The sequence below is a fragment of the Pseudoalteromonas espejiana DSM 9414 genome, assembly GCF_002221525.1.
Lineage (GTDB): Bacteria > Pseudomonadota > Gammaproteobacteria > Enterobacterales > Alteromonadaceae > Pseudoalteromonas > Pseudoalteromonas espejiana.
In genome coordinates this window covers 3,295,757-3,312,543 of record NZ_CP011028.1, presented here as the reverse complement: position 1 = coordinate 3,312,543, position 16,787 = coordinate 3,295,757, and the positions used below count along the sequence as shown (strand labels likewise).

15 protein-coding genes are annotated in these 16,787 nt (G+C 41.2%); 1 reads left to right on the top strand and 14 read right to left on the bottom strand.

What is annotated here, in order from left to right:
* Positions 1-26 precede the first annotated feature (26 nt).
* Positions 27-944, top strand: coding sequence for a histone deacetylase family protein (locus PESP_RS15030; protein ID WP_089348757.1), 918 nt, complete (start codon positions 27-29; stop codon positions 942-944).
* An 11-nt stretch (positions 945-955) separates the two neighbouring features.
* Here the strand turns inward: PESP_RS15030 and PESP_RS15025 are convergent, their stop codons facing one another.
* From PESP_RS15025 to rsmD, 14 genes are all read right to left on the bottom strand, one after another.
* Positions 956-1,249: a hypothetical protein gene (locus PESP_RS15025; RefSeq protein WP_089348756.1), complete on the bottom strand. Its 294-nt coding sequence runs from the start codon at positions 1,247-1,249 to the stop codon at positions 956-958.
* Positions 1,250-1,255: 6 nt separating this feature from the next.
* Positions 1,256-2,065, bottom strand: a complete 810-nt coding sequence (locus PESP_RS15020; RefSeq protein WP_089348755.1) for a DUF2797 domain-containing protein — start codon at positions 2,063-2,065, stop codon at positions 1,256-1,258.
* A gap of 28 nt (positions 2,066-2,093) precedes the next feature.
* A complete protein-coding gene (locus tag PESP_RS15015) occupies positions 2,094-4,634 on the bottom strand; it encodes an EAL domain-containing protein (protein WP_089348754.1) in 2,541 nt (846 codons plus the stop codon).
* Positions 4,635-4,743: 109 nt separating this feature from the next.
* Complete coding sequence (purD, locus tag PESP_RS15010) at positions 4,744-6,027, bottom strand: phosphoribosylamine--glycine ligase (RefSeq protein ID WP_089348753.1); 1,284 nt, start codon at positions 6,025-6,027, stop codon at positions 4,744-4,746.
* A 16-nt stretch (positions 6,028-6,043) separates the two neighbouring features.
* Positions 6,044-6,865 carry a class I SAM-dependent methyltransferase gene (locus PESP_RS15005; RefSeq protein ID WP_089348752.1) on the bottom strand — a complete coding sequence of 274 codons (822 nt, stop codon included), beginning with the start codon at positions 6,863-6,865 and terminating at the stop codon, positions 6,044-6,046.
* Between the two features lie 101 nt (positions 6,866-6,966).
* Positions 6,967-8,553 carry a bifunctional phosphoribosylaminoimidazolecarboxamide formyltransferase/IMP cyclohydrolase gene (purH, locus tag PESP_RS15000; RefSeq protein WP_089348751.1) on the bottom strand — a complete coding sequence of 529 codons (1,587 nt, stop codon included), beginning with the start codon at positions 8,551-8,553 and terminating at the stop codon, positions 6,967-6,969.
* A gap of 191 nt (positions 8,554-8,744) precedes the next feature.
* Complete coding sequence (gene fis / locus PESP_RS14995) at positions 8,745-9,035, bottom strand: DNA-binding transcriptional regulator Fis (RefSeq protein ID WP_002957804.1); 291 nt, start codon at positions 9,033-9,035, stop codon at positions 8,745-8,747.
* Between the two features lie 19 nt (positions 9,036-9,054).
* A complete protein-coding gene (gene dusB / locus PESP_RS14990; RefSeq protein ID WP_174694398.1) occupies positions 9,055-10,026 on the bottom strand; it encodes a tRNA dihydrouridine synthase DusB in 972 nt (323 codons plus the stop codon).
* 282 nt (positions 10,027-10,308) lie between these two features.
* A complete protein-coding gene (gene prmA / locus PESP_RS14985; protein ID WP_089348749.1) occupies positions 10,309-11,190 on the bottom strand; it encodes a 50S ribosomal protein L11 methyltransferase in 882 nt (293 codons plus the stop codon).
* Positions 11,191-11,256: 66 nt separating this feature from the next.
* Positions 11,257-13,101, bottom strand: coding sequence for an RNA polymerase sigma factor RpoD (gene rpoD / locus PESP_RS14980; protein WP_089348748.1), 1,845 nt, complete (start codon positions 13,099-13,101; stop codon positions 11,257-11,259).
* 124 nt (positions 13,102-13,225) lie between these two features.
* Positions 13,226-14,977, bottom strand: coding sequence for a DNA primase (gene dnaG / locus PESP_RS14975; protein ID WP_089348747.1), 1,752 nt, complete (start codon positions 14,975-14,977; stop codon positions 13,226-13,228).
* Between the two features lie 239 nt (positions 14,978-15,216).
* Positions 15,217-15,663 carry a GatB/YqeY domain-containing protein gene (locus PESP_RS14970; protein WP_089348746.1) on the bottom strand — a complete coding sequence of 149 codons (447 nt, stop codon included), beginning with the start codon at positions 15,661-15,663 and terminating at the stop codon, positions 15,217-15,219.
* 20 nt (positions 15,664-15,683) lie between these two features.
* Positions 15,684-15,899, bottom strand: a complete 216-nt coding sequence (gene rpsU, locus PESP_RS14965) for a 30S ribosomal protein S21 (protein WP_002957797.1) — start codon at positions 15,897-15,899, stop codon at positions 15,684-15,686.
* A 145-nt stretch (positions 15,900-16,044) separates the two neighbouring features.
* Positions 16,045-16,650 (bottom strand): 16S rRNA (guanine(966)-N(2))-methyltransferase RsmD, encoded by a 606-nt coding sequence (gene rsmD / locus PESP_RS14960; protein ID WP_089348745.1) that lies wholly within the window; start codon positions 16,648-16,650, stop codon positions 16,045-16,047.
* Positions 16,651-16,787: the final 137 nt, after the last annotated feature.

Genomic DNA, 16,787 nt, shown 5'->3' with positions numbered 1-16,787 from the left:
CATACTAGTTTGCTTAGGAGCATTTTATGCGTACTGCAGTTATTTCACATCCTCATTGCCGTAAACATAAAATGATTGACGATCACCCAGAGTGCCCAGAGCGCTTAGATGCCATTACCGACAGATTACTCGCCAGCGGTGTAGATGTAGGCTTAACTCATTTACAAGCACCTAAAGCAAAGCGTGAGGATTACCTATTAGCGCATGATGAGTCGTTAGTTAACCTTGTAGAGCGTTTAATCCCTATGGAGGGGCTAAACAACCTTGATGGCGACACATGGTTATGCCCTGATTCGTTAAAAGCGGTTGAGCGCGCTGTAGGCGCTGGGCTGTTGGCTGTTGATGAAATACTCGATGATAAACTCGATGCTGCTTTTTGTTCTGTGCGCCCGCCTGGTCATCATGCAAATGCATATTCATCGTCTGGGTTTTGTGTATTTAATAACTTAGCCATTGCTGTTAAGTACGCCCAAAGCAAAGGGGTTAAACGTATTGCGATAGCCGATTTTGATGTGCACCATGGTAATGGCACACAAGACATTTTTATGGATGATGAAAACGTATTACTTTGCTCCTTATTCCAATACCCGTTTTACCCAAATACAGCTGTAAAAAATAATAATCACATTGTTAATTCTCCTTTACCCATTGCCAGTAACGGTGACGATTTAAAAGAGGTATTTAATACTCAGTGGTTACCTAAGCTAAAGGCATTTAAGCCTGAATTGTTATTTATAAGTGCAGGGTTTGATGCGCACTTAGAAGATGACATGGCAAGTTTAAAGTTTGTAGAAGATGATTATATTTGGCTAACAGAGCAGCTGTGTGATGCTGTTAAAAACAGTGGCTGCAGGGGCGTTATATCATACCTTGAAGGCGGCTATGCGCTATCAGCATTAGGTAGAAGTGCTGTAGCGCATATTAAAGTGCTCACTGAGCTTTAAATAAAGAAAATTTATAACCCTAGTAAATCAAACGCCTGCGTAGTGTTTAGCGTTTTAATTTTACCTAAGCAACATTGCCCTTCATTTAGTAAATATGTAGTTACTAGCTGTGCTAGTTGCTCCCCAGATAGGGCAGGGCAAGTAGTACCTTGTAAATCAACGAAGTCGCCTTGTTTATTGAGTACGCGGACGTCGTTTAGCTCACTTTGCGTAACACTGTGTAAGCACTCTTGCTGCTCTTGCTGGTTATGGGCTATTTCAAGCTCGTTATAAATAACCAATATCTGTGGGTAGCTGTTTAGCATAGCGTATTAGCCTACGGTTACTTCGTACGAGGTAAATTTACGAATATTAATGACGCCATTATCAAAAATTAAATATTGGCCTTTAATGCCTTGTAATACACCGCTTACTACAGGGTTTTTATCAAAGTTAAACGAGCTTATTTTAGTTGGGTACTCTGTTACCGGAAAGTTTAAATCAACCACGTCTTCATCTAGCTGCTCTATGGCCGTTGCACCAAATAGCTCACTTAGCTCGTTTAGTTTATCGCTAATTTGTGGAATAAGCTCAGCGGCGGCAGCTTTTAAGTCTATTGACTCGTTTTGGCCTTTTAGCATATTGCGCCAATTGGTTTTATCGGCAATAAACTCTGCTAAGGCAACTTCCACTAAGCCTGACTGCAAACGTGTTTGTACTTTAAAAATAGGTAAGGCTTGCGTAGCTCCTTGGTCAACCCAGCGCGTTGGTATTTGCGTATGGCGAGTAATGCCGACCTTTAAACCTGAGGTGTTCGCTAAGTAAACGTAATGCGGGATCATGCAGTTTGCTTCGCCCCACTGTGGCTCTCGGCATGTACCTTGGTCGTAATGGCAGGTTTCTGGCTTCATAATGCACATATCGCAGCTAGCAAGCTTACGCATACATACAAAACAATGACCCTGAGAGTAACTCTTTTTGGTTTTTTTACCGCAGTTAGAACATAAAATTGTGCCGCTAAAAGTAAGCGTTAGTTCTTTACCTATATAGGCATTTAAATCTACTAGATTATCGCCAACAGGAAGGTGGTATTGAACGGGCTCTGTTAAGCTCGATTTTAATTTACGCAAAGTGCCTTGCATCTTTACTTGGCCCCTAAAGATGTTGATATTAAAACGTGGAGTTTAACATCTTTAAACTGTATTGGCTTTTTAAGAAGTGTAAATAGTCATCATAGGGGAGAGGTTTTGCGTATAAGTAACCCTGTGCGCGATCGGCACCCATATCTTTTAATAAGTGGTGAACTGCCTGTGTTTCTATGCCTTCTATAGTAATAGATAGTCCAAGGTTATGTGCCATATCTATTGCGGTTTGCACTATTACTTTATGCGCTGTGTTATTGGTTAAATCAAATACAAACGATTTATCTACTTTTAGCTCAGTAAAGCGGTAATTAACCAAATAGCTTAATGACGAATAGCCAGTACCAAAATCATCTAGTACAACGCGTACGCCTAAGTCTGAGAGCTCATTAACAAGCGAAATGAGCGCTTCATGGCTTTCAACGAGCGCAGACTCGGTCAGTTCAAACTTAAGTAAATGGGCAGGAACTTGATATTTAATAAGTATGTTTTCTACTTTTTCAGCCAACTTCTTAATAGATAAATTTTTAGCACTTAAATTTACGCTAATGGGGTGGTCGTTATAACCTTGTTGCGTAAGTTTGAGTATATCTTTACAGGCTTGCTCAATTACCCAAAGTGTTAACTCATTAATAATACCGGTGTGCTCCGCAAGTATTATCAGCTCTTCTATAGACACGCCGTTAAATGCTGGGTCTGGCCAGCGTAATAGTGCCTCAGCGCCATTAACTTGGCTGAAATTTAATCCTATTTGCGGTTGATAATATAATGCTAATTGATCTGTTTTAATCGCGTTTTGTAATTTAGCAGCAAGCGTTACATCCATTAAAATATTACTGCCGTTGGTTGTACTAACCACCAAGTCATTATTCGTTTTAGCTTTTTTAAGCGCTAAATAACCACGTTTTAGCCAATATTCAAAATCGTCGCTATGGCCCGCACTACTTATACCAATATTATAAGTAAGTTGTAGGTTTAGGCCCTGTATTTCATATTGTTTTGGTAGGCTATTAATAACTTTAACTAGTGCATCTTCTAAGGTGTGCTGATTTTGATTTCTAGTCGAAATACAAGCAAATACTCCGCTGCCTAAATCGGCCAAGCGCGGGCTATTATTAAAATCGATATCGAGATTAGCAAATTCGCGCTCATGGCTTAGCTCAAGCTCTACCTGCTTAGCTACGTGCTTTATTAAGGTATAGCCTTGCGAAGGGGTAATAATTGTATTGAGCGAGTTAAAATGGCGAATTTTAATTAAACATAAGGTGGTTGTACGCCCTTGTGATTGTAATGCCATAAATGCTTGCTTTAACTTGGCACTATTAAGTAATTTTGTTTGCTGGGTGTGCGTTGCATGATAAAGCGCGCGTTCACGCTGAAAACGTACTCTGTCTGCTAATGCCATCGCCATTAAAATGACTTCACACAAAATAGCGACCAAAAACGCATGACGAATCGCAAAGCTGTAATCTAAAAAACCAGTTAATTCTAAAGGTTGTATTGCTGCTCCTACAATTAACGGCACCCACGAAAAAACATAAAATTTTGCCCATCGAAATCCTGTGCGCAGTTTTTTGTAAATTAAAATAACGCACATAATGTATAAAAGGCTTAATACACAAAAAAAGATAGGTGCCGCAATGTACTCTGGTATAAAGAGGGTGGTTATTGATAATAAGAATATTAACGTTAGTAGCGCTTTACTTAGTTTATAGCGCCAGCATTTGTCTTTGTGGTAGCGTAAAAACATCGTGCAAAAGGAAAGCGTAAAAAAGGCCATTGCGTAGTTCGAAAAAATCACTTTTTCATGCAAATACAATTGCCACTCTAAAGGCCATAAATAAAAGCCAAAGCCCATTACAATGCCCATTAGGCACAGTGCACTAATTATGTAGCCAATGTAGACTAAGTAAACGCGGTCTTTAATACCAAAATAAAGCACCAAGTTATAAAGTGCAGCCATTAATAATACGCCTGCAAATATTCCCCAAATTCCCGTTTGCGAGCGAACTAAATCAACAAACTCTTTATGGCGATATAAGTTTACAGGTGTTTTACTTATACCCGTCGTGTCTATTTTTATGGCTAAACGCTCAATTGACTTACTCTCAAGTGAAAAACGCACATGGGGTACACTGTATTGAAACAAGGTGAGTGACTTTACTTTATCCCCTAGCTTGTATGTTTCTATTAGCTCATCTTTTTTATTTAACCGATACACGCTTAGATGATCAACCATTGGGTTATCAAAATGAGCAACAATGTCTTGCGCATCTAAACTTTTATTTTCTAAATCTATAAATAACCAATAGTTTTGCTGCTGAAAGCTCCACTGAACATTAGTTAAAGGCTGGTGTGTGAGTAAATCGGGGTTAGAAATAAGATCATTTAATGTGCGATCTTTAGTTTCATCTATGTAGTAAGCAAAATCTAAGTAAACTGGAGTGGTTTTATCTATGGTGTAACGAGTCGGCACGACTAGGTTAGAAGCTAGTGTGTTAATTATAAAAAATATAAAAATCAGTATGGCTACTGCCAACCCATGATAACGTAAAGTTTTCGTTTCCAACGTTGTACACTTGTAAAAACCATTTTAATTAGTGTAGCACTAAAAAAGCGCAGATAAACTGCGCTTTTTTAGTTAAATTAACTGGTTATACCAATAATTTAGTTACAGGCTACTGCTCACGGGCAATCGCACGGTAAGCTATATCTGTACGATATTCCATACCTTCCCAGCTAATTTGTTTTACCAGTTCGTATGCGCGTTGCTGTGCCTCGGTTACGGTATTACCAAGTGCTGTTGCACATAATACGCGTCCGCCTGCGGTTACAACATTTTCGTCCTCTTGCTTAGTACCCGCATGAAATACTTTTTCATCAGCAGGGTAGTTAACCTTAAGGCCCGAAATAGCATCACCTTTAGGGTAATCACCTGGGTAGCCTTTTGCTGCAAGTACAACACCGACTGCCGCACGTGGATCAAACTCGATAGTGGTTTTATCAAGCTCTACGCGGTTAGCCGCTTCAATTAGCTCTACTAAGTCAGATTGAAGGCGTAACATCATAGGTTGTGTTTCAGGGTCGCCAAAACGACAGTTATATTCAATAACTTTGGGTGTGCCCGTTTCATCAATCATTAAACCTGCGTATAAAAAGCCAGTGTAAGGGTGGCCTTCACTTGCCATACCTTCTACCGTAGGGGTGATCACTTCGTCCATAATACGCTGGTGGATTTGGTCAGTAACAACTGGCGCCGGAGAGTAAGCACCCATGCCACCTGTATTTGGACCCGCATCACCATTGTAAGCACGTTTATGATCTTGGCTAGTTGCAAACGGTAAAACGTTTTTGCCATCAACCATTACGATAAACGACGCTTCTTCGCCATCTAAAAACTCTTCAATTACTACGCGGCTACCTGCATCACCAAAGGCATTACCAGCAAGCATATCGCGAATAGCGTCTTCAGCTTCGCGCTCTGTCATTGCGACAATAACGCCTTTACCTGCAGCTAAACCATCCGCTTTAATTACAATTGGCGCGCCTTTTTCTTTTAAATAAGCAAGGGCAGGGTCAATTTGTTCAAACGTTTGGTAATCGGCGGTTGGTATAGCGTGGCGTGCTAAAAAGTCTTTAGTGAACGACTTAGAGCCCTCAAGCTGTGCTGCGCCAGCTGTTGGGCCAAATATAGCCATATTATGTTCACGGAACTTATCTACAACACCTAAAACTAGCGGTATTTCAGGACCAACAATGGTGAGCTCCACATTGTTTTGCTGTGCAAAGTTTAATAAGCCATCTAGGTCTTCAACGTTAATTGCTACGTTTTCTAGTTTTGGCTCAAGTGCAGTACCTGCATTACCTGGCGCTACAAACACGGTGTTAACTTTACTGTTTTGAGCGGCCTTAAACGCAAGTGCGTGTTCGCGGCCGCCGCTGCCAATGACTAATACATTCATGGCGTACTATTCCTATTTAAAGCGGTTTTTTAAATTTCAGCGTCATACGGTCGCTTTCACCAATAGCTTTGTATTTGTCAGCGTCTTTTTCGCCAAGACGTAAGCTAGGTGGTAGCGTCCATACCCCTTTAGGGTGATCAGCTGTATCTTTTGGATTCGCGTTAATCTCACTTGTTGCAACCAGTTCAAACCCAGCTTTTTTAGCTAAGTCGACTACGTAGCTTTGCTTCATGTAGCCAGTTGATTTTTGATCCTCATCAGCACGGCTTTCATCTAAGCGATGCTCAACTACACCTAATGTGCCACCTGGTTTTAGCGCTGTGTAAAAAGACTTAAACGCACTTAATGCGCCTTCGGTGTCTTTACCCATGTACCAGTTATGTACATTGCGAAAGGTTAATACCATATCGGCTGTACCCGCTGGAGCTATATCAGTGTGTGTTAGGGGGGCAAATTCAGAAATTTCTACTTTACTAAAGCGTTTATCTTCAGCCACTTTTTGTTTAAAGGCAGCTAGAGAACGTTGGTAGTAACCTACAGATGAATCACTAGGAAAGTGCGCAGCGTAATATAAGCCTTGCTCTTTCAAAGCAGGAGCTAAAATTTCACTGTACCAACCACCACCTGGCGCAATTTCAACAACGGTCATTGTTGGTTTAAAACCAAAAAATGCCAATGTTTGCTCAGGGTGACGGTATTCATCACGGGCGCTATTTTTAGCGCTACGTTCGCTTGATTGAACTGCATGACTAAGGCTCGACTCATGGTTATGGCTAAGCGCCATTGTTGATGTAAGCGTAAGCGAGGCAACAAGTAGTGACTTTAGTGCAAATTTCATCGTTTGTTCCTTAACATAAAAATTAGGTGTTAGATTAACCAGAATACGTGAATTGATTGCAAACAAAAAGGGTTAAACGCTGTGTTTAACCCTTTGTGTGATTAGTGGCGGAAATGGCGCATGCCGGTAAACACCATAGCCATGCCTGCTTCGTCAGCTGCGGCGATAACTTCTTCATCGCGCATTGAGCCACCAGGTTGAATTACAGCGGTAATACCAGCTTCTGCTGCAGCATCAATACCATCACGGAATGGGAAAAACGCATCCGACGCCATAACTGAACCCGGTACTTCTAAGTTTTCATCAGCGGCTTTAATACCTGCTATTTTAGCTGAGTAAACACGGCTCATTTGGCCTGCGCCTACGCCAATAGTCATACCGTCGCGGGCATATACAATTGCGTTTGATTTAACAAACTTAGCGACTTTCCAGCAAAACAGTAAGTCTTTAAGTTCTTGCTCAGAAGGCTGGCGTTTAGACACTACTTTTAAGTCGCCTTGGGTAACCATACCTAGGTCACGGTCTTGTACTAAAACACCGCCGTTTACGCGTTTAATATCGTGGCCAGTTGCTTTTCCGCTCCATTGTCCGCACGCTAATAAACGTACGTTCTTTTTAGCTTCAACAATTTTTGCTGCTTCGCTTGATATGCTAGGAGCAATAATCACTTCAACAAATTGACGCTCAACAATGGCTTGTGCTGTTGCTGCATCAAGCTCGCGGTTAAAGGCAATAATGCCACCAAACGCTGATGTTGGGTCTGTTTTAAATGCACGCTCATATGCTTGTAAGATGTTATCGCCAATTGAAACACCACACGGGTTTGCGTGTTTAACAATAACACACGCAGGTACATCAAATTCTTTAACACACTCAAGTGCGGCATCGGTATCTGCAATGTTATTAAACGAAAGCGCTTTACCTTGCAGCTGAGTTGCTGTTGCAACTGATGCTTCGCTTACATCGTTTTCAACGTAAAAAGCAGCATCTTGGTGTGAGTTTTCACCGTAACGCATATCTTGCTTTTTAGTGAACTGCATATTGATAGTACGTGGGAATTTGGTGTCTTCAACGGCTTCTTCAGTGTAATCAGGAACCATTTTGCCAAAGTAGTTAGCAATCATGCCATCGTATTGAGCAGTGTGCTCATAAGCCGCAATGGCTAAGTCAAAACGTGTTTTATATGTAGTTGAACCATTATTGTTTTGCATTTCGCTAATAACACGGTCGTAATCGCTCGCGTTTACCACAATCGTTACATCTTTGTGGTTTTTAGCGGCTGCGCGCACCATAGTTGGGCCGCCAATATCAATGTTCTCAATGGCATCTTCAAGGCTGCAGTTTTCTTGAGCGACAGTATTCGCAAAGGGGTATAAGTTAACTACAACAATATCGATAGCAGAGATGTTGTTATCTGCCATTACGCTTTCATCTTGTCCGCGACGAGCTAAAATGCCGCCGTGAATTTTAGGGTGAAGGGTTTTTACGCGACCATCCATGATTTCAGGATGACCTGTGTGATCTGACACTTCAGTCACTTTTATGCCGTTATCAGCAAGGAGTTTACAGGTACCGCCAGTTGATAAAATATCTACACCTTGCGCTTCTAGTGCGCGGGCAAATTCAACAATACCGGTTTTATCAGACACACTTAACAGTGCGCGACGAATGGGACGATGAGTATCCATTGTAGTTTGATTTCCTCAGTTAATGAGCTAGCTTAGAAGCGGGCATTTTAACTGATTACTACTCAAAAAACGACTCATAAAGCGCCAATAAGCGTGAGCATTTTGCAATTTGGTTAATAAATTGCAGGCATAAAAAAAGCACCCAAAGGTGCTTTTTTAATAATTAGCTGCGATAACTCACAGCCAGCATATTAGTTCATGCCGTATTTTTTAAGCTTTTTACGTAAAGTACCACGGTTGATACCTAGTAAAATTGCCGCACGAGTTTGGTTACCACGTGTGTATGTCATTACTTCTTCAAGTAATGGCGCTTCTAGCTCTGAAAGAACAAGGTCGTAAACGTCTTGCACATCTTGACCGTTAAGCTGCTTTAAATAGTGGTGAACAGCTTTTTTTACTGCATCACGCAATGGCTGCGGTTTCTCGTGTGACTGAACATGAGGGTTTGTGATAAATGGAGAAGTCACGTTTTGTTCGAACATTATAAAGTCTCTTTCTTTCTTAGTTAGCTGCTAGTGTTTTAAAGTATTGCTTTAATGCGTCAACCTGTGCCTGTGGGTTGTCGAGCGCATTAAATACTCGCCTAAACTGACCATCACTGTCATGGGTTTGCAAATACCAAGATACATGTTTGCGAGCAATTCGCGCTCCCATTGGCTCACCGTAAAACGCATGGAGGTTATCTAAATGCTCCATTAAAATACTGCGTACCTCTGAAATAGCAGGCGGCTGTAAGTGTTCTCCAGTTCGCAAATAGTGGTCTATCTCCCTAAATATCCAAGGGCGACCTTGGGCGGCTCGGCCAATCATGATGGCATCTGCACCCGTATAGTCCAAAACCTGCTTTGCTTTTTCTGGTGATGTAATATCACCATTTGCAACAACAGGTATCGACACTGAGCGTTTTATATCCCTAATCGTGTCATATTCTGCTTCACCTTTATACATACATGCGCGTGTACGCCCATGTACGGCAAGTGACGCTATGCCATAACGCTCAGCTATTCTCGCAATCTCTACACCATTACGGTTATCCTGATCCCATCCTGTACGGATTTTAAGTGTGACCGGGATATCAACAGCATTAACGACTGCATCAACTATCTCTTCCACAAGTTCAGGAAACTGTAATAAGGCAGAGCCTGCGAGTTTCTTGTTCACTTTTTTTGCTGGGCACCCCATATTGATATCTATGATCTGTGCACCGTTAGCAACATTGAATTGTGCGGCCTGCGCCATAAGCTCAGGATCAGCTCCTGCAATTTGCACCGCACGTATACCCGATTCACCGCTGTGATCCATACGGTTCATCGATTTTTCAGTTTTCCAAACCTTCGGGTTTGACGATAGCATTTCAGACACGGCAAGGCCCGCACCTAAGCGGCGGCAAAGCTGTCTAAATGGTCTGTCTGTAATACCTGCCATTGGCGCGACTATTACATTATTCTCAAGTTGGTATGAACCGATACGCACTGTATTCAATAGGCCTCTTTTCAAGGGGCGCTAAGTTTACGGTTTTTTTAGGAAAAATCAAAGGCTATAAATTGAACAAAAGTGACTTTTTTTTGCCCTTTTCGTATTGACATTTGATAACCGCATGACAAGTGGGTTGATTTGTTTGATATTTAAACAAAAAATAAATTTGTCAAAAAAAGTGAGTTAGTTTTATAACTGTAAAAAAAACGTAAAGCCTGTTAAATACAGGCTTTACATGCGAGTTTTGAGTTAAAACTCTAAAATTGCTTTGGCTCAGAGTTAGCTGTTTTTTGTGCCACTAACTCGAGTCCAATCGCCTTCAACGGCAATATCGTCTAGTGCAATAAATGGCGCGTATATATCAGCGACCGATTGAGCTTGCTCTTCTAATATACCTGACATAGCAATTTTGCCACCTGGCTTTAACAAACCTAAAATTACGCTGTGTAGTTCACGCAGTGGCTGCGCTAAAATATTAGCGACTACAATGTCGGCCGTAAACTCAGGCTGGTTTTCTGGTAAGTACACTTCTAACTTGTCGGCAACGCCATTACGTTGGGCGTTATCTAAGCTAGCTTCAAGCGCTTGAGGGTCAATATCAATGCCAATCATGCGCGCTGCGCCAAGTTTGATAGCTGCAATCCCTAAAATGCCAGAACCACAACCAAAATCGACTACAGTTTTACCCGTTAGGTCTTGGCTTTCTAGCCACTTTAGACACAGAGCTGTTGTTGCATGGGTGCCTGTACCAAATGCAAGGCCAGGATCAAGCAACACATTAACTGCATCTGGGTCAGGAATATCGCGCCAGCTTGGGCAAATCCATAGTTTTTCGCCAAATTGGATTGGGTGGAAGTTATCCATCCACTCACGTTCCCAGTCTTTGTCTTCTAGCTGCTCGATTTTATATACTAGTGAGTCTTTAATTTCATCGTGGCGTTTTAGTAAGGCAATTACGGCATTCATATCGTGATTGGCTTCAAATAAGCCAATTACGGTGGTATCAGCCCAAAATTCTACAGTGCCAATTTTAGGCTCGTATATTGGTGTGTCCTTTGCGTCAATAAAGGTAACTGATGCGCTGCCAGCTTCCATTAATAAGTCACTTACAGCGTCAGCTGTTGCTGCATTGGCATTGATACGGATTTGGATCCAAGCCATGTTTATTTCCTTGAAATAGAAAAAAGGCCGCTACAGCGGCCTTTTTAGTTTATACAAAGCGCTAAATTACTTAGCGTCTAAAAAGCTTTTTAGTAAATCAGAGCGAGAAGGGTGGCGTAATTTACGCAGCGCTTTCGCTTCTATTTGACGAATACGCTCACGTGTTACGTCAAACTGTTTGCCTACTTCTTCTAAGGTGTGGTCGGTATTCATATCAATACCAAAACGCATACGTAGTACTTTAGCTTCACGTGCTGTAAGGCCTGCTAGTACATCGTTAGTTGCGCCACGAAGAGATTCCATTGTTGCCGAGTCGATTGGCGAATCAATAGTGGTATCTTCGATAAAGTCACCTAAGTGCGAATCTTCATCATCACCAATGGGTGTTTCCATAGAAATTGGCTCTTTGGCAATTTTAAGTACCTTACGGATTTTATCCTCTGGCATCATCATGCGTTCTGCTAATTCTTCTGGATTTGGCTCACGACCCATTTCTTGTAACATTTGACGAGAAATACGGTTAAGTTTATTAATCGTTTCTATCATATGTACCGGAATACGGATTGTTCTTGCTTGGTCAGCAATTGAGCGCGTGATAGCTTGGCGTATCCACCACGTAGCATAAGTTGAGAACTTATAACCACGGCGATATTCAAACTTATCTACCGCTTTCATCAAACCAATATTACCTTCTTGGATTAAGTCCAAGAATTGTAAGCCACGGTTGGTGTATTTTTTAGCAATTGAGATTACAAGACGTAAGTTAGCTTCAACCATCTCTTTTTTCGCACGGCGCGCTTTAGCTTCACCAATACTCATACGACGGTTAATGTCTTTAATACGCTCAATGCTTAAGCCTGTGCTTTCTTCAATTACACAAAGCTTTTGAATGCAACGAATAACTTCAGGTTTTACTTCTTCAAGTTTAGCTGAGTGTTTTTCGTTAGCTGCAATTTCTAGGTCTAACCAAGCTGCGTCAGTTTCGTTGTTAGCAAAATGCTTAATAAACGTTTTCTTAGGAAGCTTAGCAATTTGTACCGCTTGTTTCATGATTAGACGTTCTTGAATACGAACTCTGTCCATCATTTCTCGCATGTTATTAACCATGCGATCAAACTGTTTTGGTACTAATTTAAAGGTTCTGAAAAGCTCGCCAATTTCAAAAATAGCGGCTTGAGAATCTGGGTGCGAACGACCTTTTTCGTCAAACGTAGCACGTGCTTTAACGTATAAATCACGTAAGTTTTCAAAGTGAATACGGGCTTCTTCTGGATCTGGGCCTGTATCTACTTCTTCTTCGTCATCATCGTCATCACTGTCTTTGTCATCTTCATCGTCTTCATCAAGTTGTTCGTCACTTAATTCAGAACCAATGTGCGTTGCAGAGATTTGCGCTTCGTCTTCGTTAGGATCGAAAAAGCCAGAAATAATGTCGCTTAAGCGCATTTCTTCTGCTTCAAACTTATCCCACTGTTCAAGTAGGTAAGTGATCGCTTCTGGGTATTCGGCAACAGAAATCTGTACTTGGTTAATACCTTCTTCAATACGTTTAGCGATTACAATTTCGCCTTCACGGGTAAGAAGTTCAACAGTACCCATTTCACGCATGTACATGCGTACTGGGTCGGTAGTACGGCCGATTTCTTTTTCTACAGTTGCAAGGGCTGCAGCGGCAGCTTCGGCTGCGTCTTCGTCTGTCGTGGTTTCTTGCATCATTAATTCATCGGCGTCAGGCGCGTTTTCGCTAACCTTGATACCCATGTCATTAATCATGCTAATGATATCTTCTACTTGATCTGAGTCGATTATGTCTTGTGGAAGGTGATCATTTACTTCAGCAAAAGTTAAATAGCCTTGCTCTTTACCTTTTTGAATCAGAAGTTTTAATTGTGACTGAGGAGTTGGATCCATAGAGATTGTTTCTTCCACTCTGATAAGTTGATACAACAGGCGCCATCATAGAGTTTGCCCTTTGGCTAACTTTAATAATGTGACGCAGTGAATAGCACAGTATAACAGTTTAAATCAAGTCTGACTAGCTGTTACTCGCTTTTAGCGCTGTCATAAGTAAATGACATTCGAGTTTTTCATCACTTGTTAAGCCCTGTGTCTTGTCCTTTATTAATAGGGTCTCTAGTCGATAATTTAAACACTGATCTTCAATAAATTTAAAAGTATTTTGAAAAACAGTTTCTAAACGCTCGTCACTTATTTGGTGCTGCCACGTGGCAAGCTTTACAAGTGGCTCATAATCATCACTGTCTCTGAATGATTCAAGCAAAACCGCGGTGTTTGCATTGTCTTTTTGCAGTGCACGCTCTTGTAAGCGCAATAACAAACCTATGCCGGCTATGTTCATTTGAGCAAGCTCAGGCAAGTAAGGCACGCTTTTAGCTAATTGAGGATGCTGAATTAAAATACCAATAGCTTGACGCATAGGGGTAATTTTAAATTTACGTTCAACCGCTTGTTGCTGTTTAGGGGTTTTTAATCGGCTGTTTAATTGCTCTCGGGTTCGGCCAATTAAACGACCTAATTGCTCTAAAATGTTCTCTTGATAAAACTCACTCGGAATTTTCTCAATTAGCGGCAATGCGGCACTCAATAATTTAGCTTTACCAGAGTCGAGTGTTAAATCTACTTCTTGGCTAAGTTTATTAAACAGTACTTTAGTGAAGTCATCTGCTTGGGCTAGGCGTTGTTCAAATTGTGCTTTGCCTTCTTGTTGTACTAGTGAGTCTGGGTCTTCGCCATCAGGTAAAAATACAAAATGCAGTGCTTTGCCATCAGTTAAATATGGCAAGGCATTTTCAAGCGCTCGCCAAGCAGCATCGCGCCCAGCCCTGTCGCCATCATAACAGCACACTACTTTGTCGGTGGTTCTAAATAAGGTGTGCATATGCTCACTTGTAGTCGCTGTACCAAGAGCCGCCACAGCGTATTCTATTCCTTGCTCAGCAAGCGCAACCACGTCCATGTAACCTTCAACAATGAGTACATGCTCAAGTTTTTTATGCGCTTGTTTTGCTTCGTAAAGGCCATAGAGTTCAAAACCCTTATGAAAAATACGGGTCTCTGGCGAGTTGAGATATTTTGGCCCTTGGTCGGCTTGCATAACACGCCCACCAAACGCAATTACACGTCCGCGCTTATCTCGTATAGGAAACATTAGGCGGTCGCGGAAAAAGTCGAACTGTCTGCCTGGTGTTTTTTCTGAAGCGAGTTTTAGCTCTACTAATTGCTCTTTTTGTTCTTTTGTGCGGCCAAGCTGCTGGCAAAGCGCTTCCCATTCGCTAGGCGCATAGCCAATCATAAACTTTTTAACTGTTTCGCCGCTTAAACCACGCCCTTTTACATAATCAATAACCGCAGCAGAGTTGCTATGGTGCTTTAGTTGGTGTTGATAAAAGCGCGCTGTATGCAGCATTAAATCGTAGTCAGAACGTTTTTGCGCCGCTGTTCGCTCGGGTGCAGAGTTAGTACCTTTTTCGCGAGGAACATCTAAATTGAGTAAACTTGCTAACTCTTCAATGGCATCAACAAATTCGAGTTTGTCATATTCCATAACGAACGAAATTGCGTTGCCATTCGCCCCACAGCCAAAGCAATGATAAAACTGTTTGTCTTGAGAAACAGTAAAAGAAGGGGATTTTTCATTATGGAAAGGGCAGCAAGCTTGGTAGTCTTTACCGGCTTTTTTAAGACCAACCTTTGAGTCTATTAGCTCTACAATATCTGTTCTGGCGAGTAAATCGTCAATAAAATTTCGTGGGATCTTTCCAGCCATGCTCTGTAAGTAGTCCTAACAATTGATGAGTAGTAATTTCAACACAATGTGCGTATTTATACCAATTTTATTAAAAACATGTTCATTCTATCGTATTAAATTAGCGTACTAATAATTCATATAGAATAACGGTATGTTGTAATTTTTGCGTTTGTAAAAGCAGATTTATTGCTCCATAAACGAAGAAACCGAGCACTAGGCTCGGTTTGCTTTAATCATACTTTATGTATGTGGGAGTATTAGGCTGTTAATCGTTGCTTAATTAAACCAGAAAGCTTGCCCATATCGGCACGTCCTTCGGCTTTGCTTTTGATTATACCCATTACTTTACCCATGTCTTGCATACCTGCTGCATTAGTATCAGCAATAGCCGCATCAATAAGCGCTACTATTTCTTCTTCACTCAATTGTTGAGGTAAAAAAGTTTCTAGTGCGGTGATCTCATTGGCTTCAATTTCGGCTAAATCTTCACGTCCAGCATCTTTGTACTGAGTGTAAGAATCACGACGTTGTTTAACAAGCTTCACTATAACGGAGGTAATACCTGCGTCGTCTAGTGTTATTTGCTCGTCAATTTCACGTTGCTTAATTGCGGCAAGTACCATGCGAATAGGGTTAAGACGTTGTTTGTCTTTGGCTCTCATCGCATCTTTTTGCGCATCTTTTAGCGTTATTAAAAGGCTCATTTATACAAGACCTAATACTATTAGTATAATTTAACGCGGCGTGCGTTATCGCGAGAAAGCTTCTTCATGTGACGCTTAACCGCTGCAGCTTTTTTACGCTTACGCTCAGCTGTTGGCTTTTCATAGTGCTCGCGACGACGAACTTCTGAAAGGATACCTGCTTTTTCACATGAACGCTTGAAGCGACGAAGTGCTACGTCAAACGGTTCGTTCTCTCTTACTTTAATTACTGGCATTAAAAATTCACCTACCTAAATTATGAGCGTTGCTCAAGTTGATCAAACATTGATCAAGTGGTTCAAAAATGGTGCGGTATTGTAATCCGAAGCAACACCACATGTAAAGGATAATATTAACAGAAATGCAGCAGCTAAAATAGTGCTAATTTACTTGGCGTTGATACAACCTACAAAGTACTTGTCCTGCTTTTTTCTCTTTAATTAACAGCCAGTTACTTGGTGGTGAAAACTCAGCTAACTCGGTTTCAACTTCAATATAAATAAGTGCTTCTCTACTGAGCCATTGGTTGTTTTCTAATAAATTACAGCTACTTTGCGCTAAATTTTTACGAAAAGGCGGGTCAACAAAAACTAAATCAAAAGGTTCATTTACATTTTTTTGCTCTAAAAAAGTTAAAGAGTTGGTGTGTTTAACTTGTGCATTTTCTAGCTTTAAAGTGCTAATGTTTTGTTCGATTTGTTTCGCAGCTGATAAATCTAACTCAATAAATGTTGTACTTTTTGCATAACGTGAGAGCGCTTCAAAACCTAGCCCACCCGATCCCGCAAAGCAGTCAAGTACTGTTGCATCGCGGGTGTCTTGCATTAGCCAATTAAAAACGGTTTCTTTAATTCGGTCGGTTGTTGGGCGAAGCCCTTCAACATTTTTAACGGGAAGTTTACGGCCACGGAACTGCCCACTTATTACTCTAATAAAGCCGTCTTTAGGTTTGCTAATTGCTTTATTTTGCGTTGTTTTTTTTCTCATTTAGGTCACTAAAAAATGGTATATGGGATCTAGCTCAGATAATATTGTACTAGTTTACGTTTAGCTTCATTTTTCAACCGCTTTAAAAGTGTTACTATTGAGCACTTACGTTTTGAACGGTTGTTTGGCCGGCACTC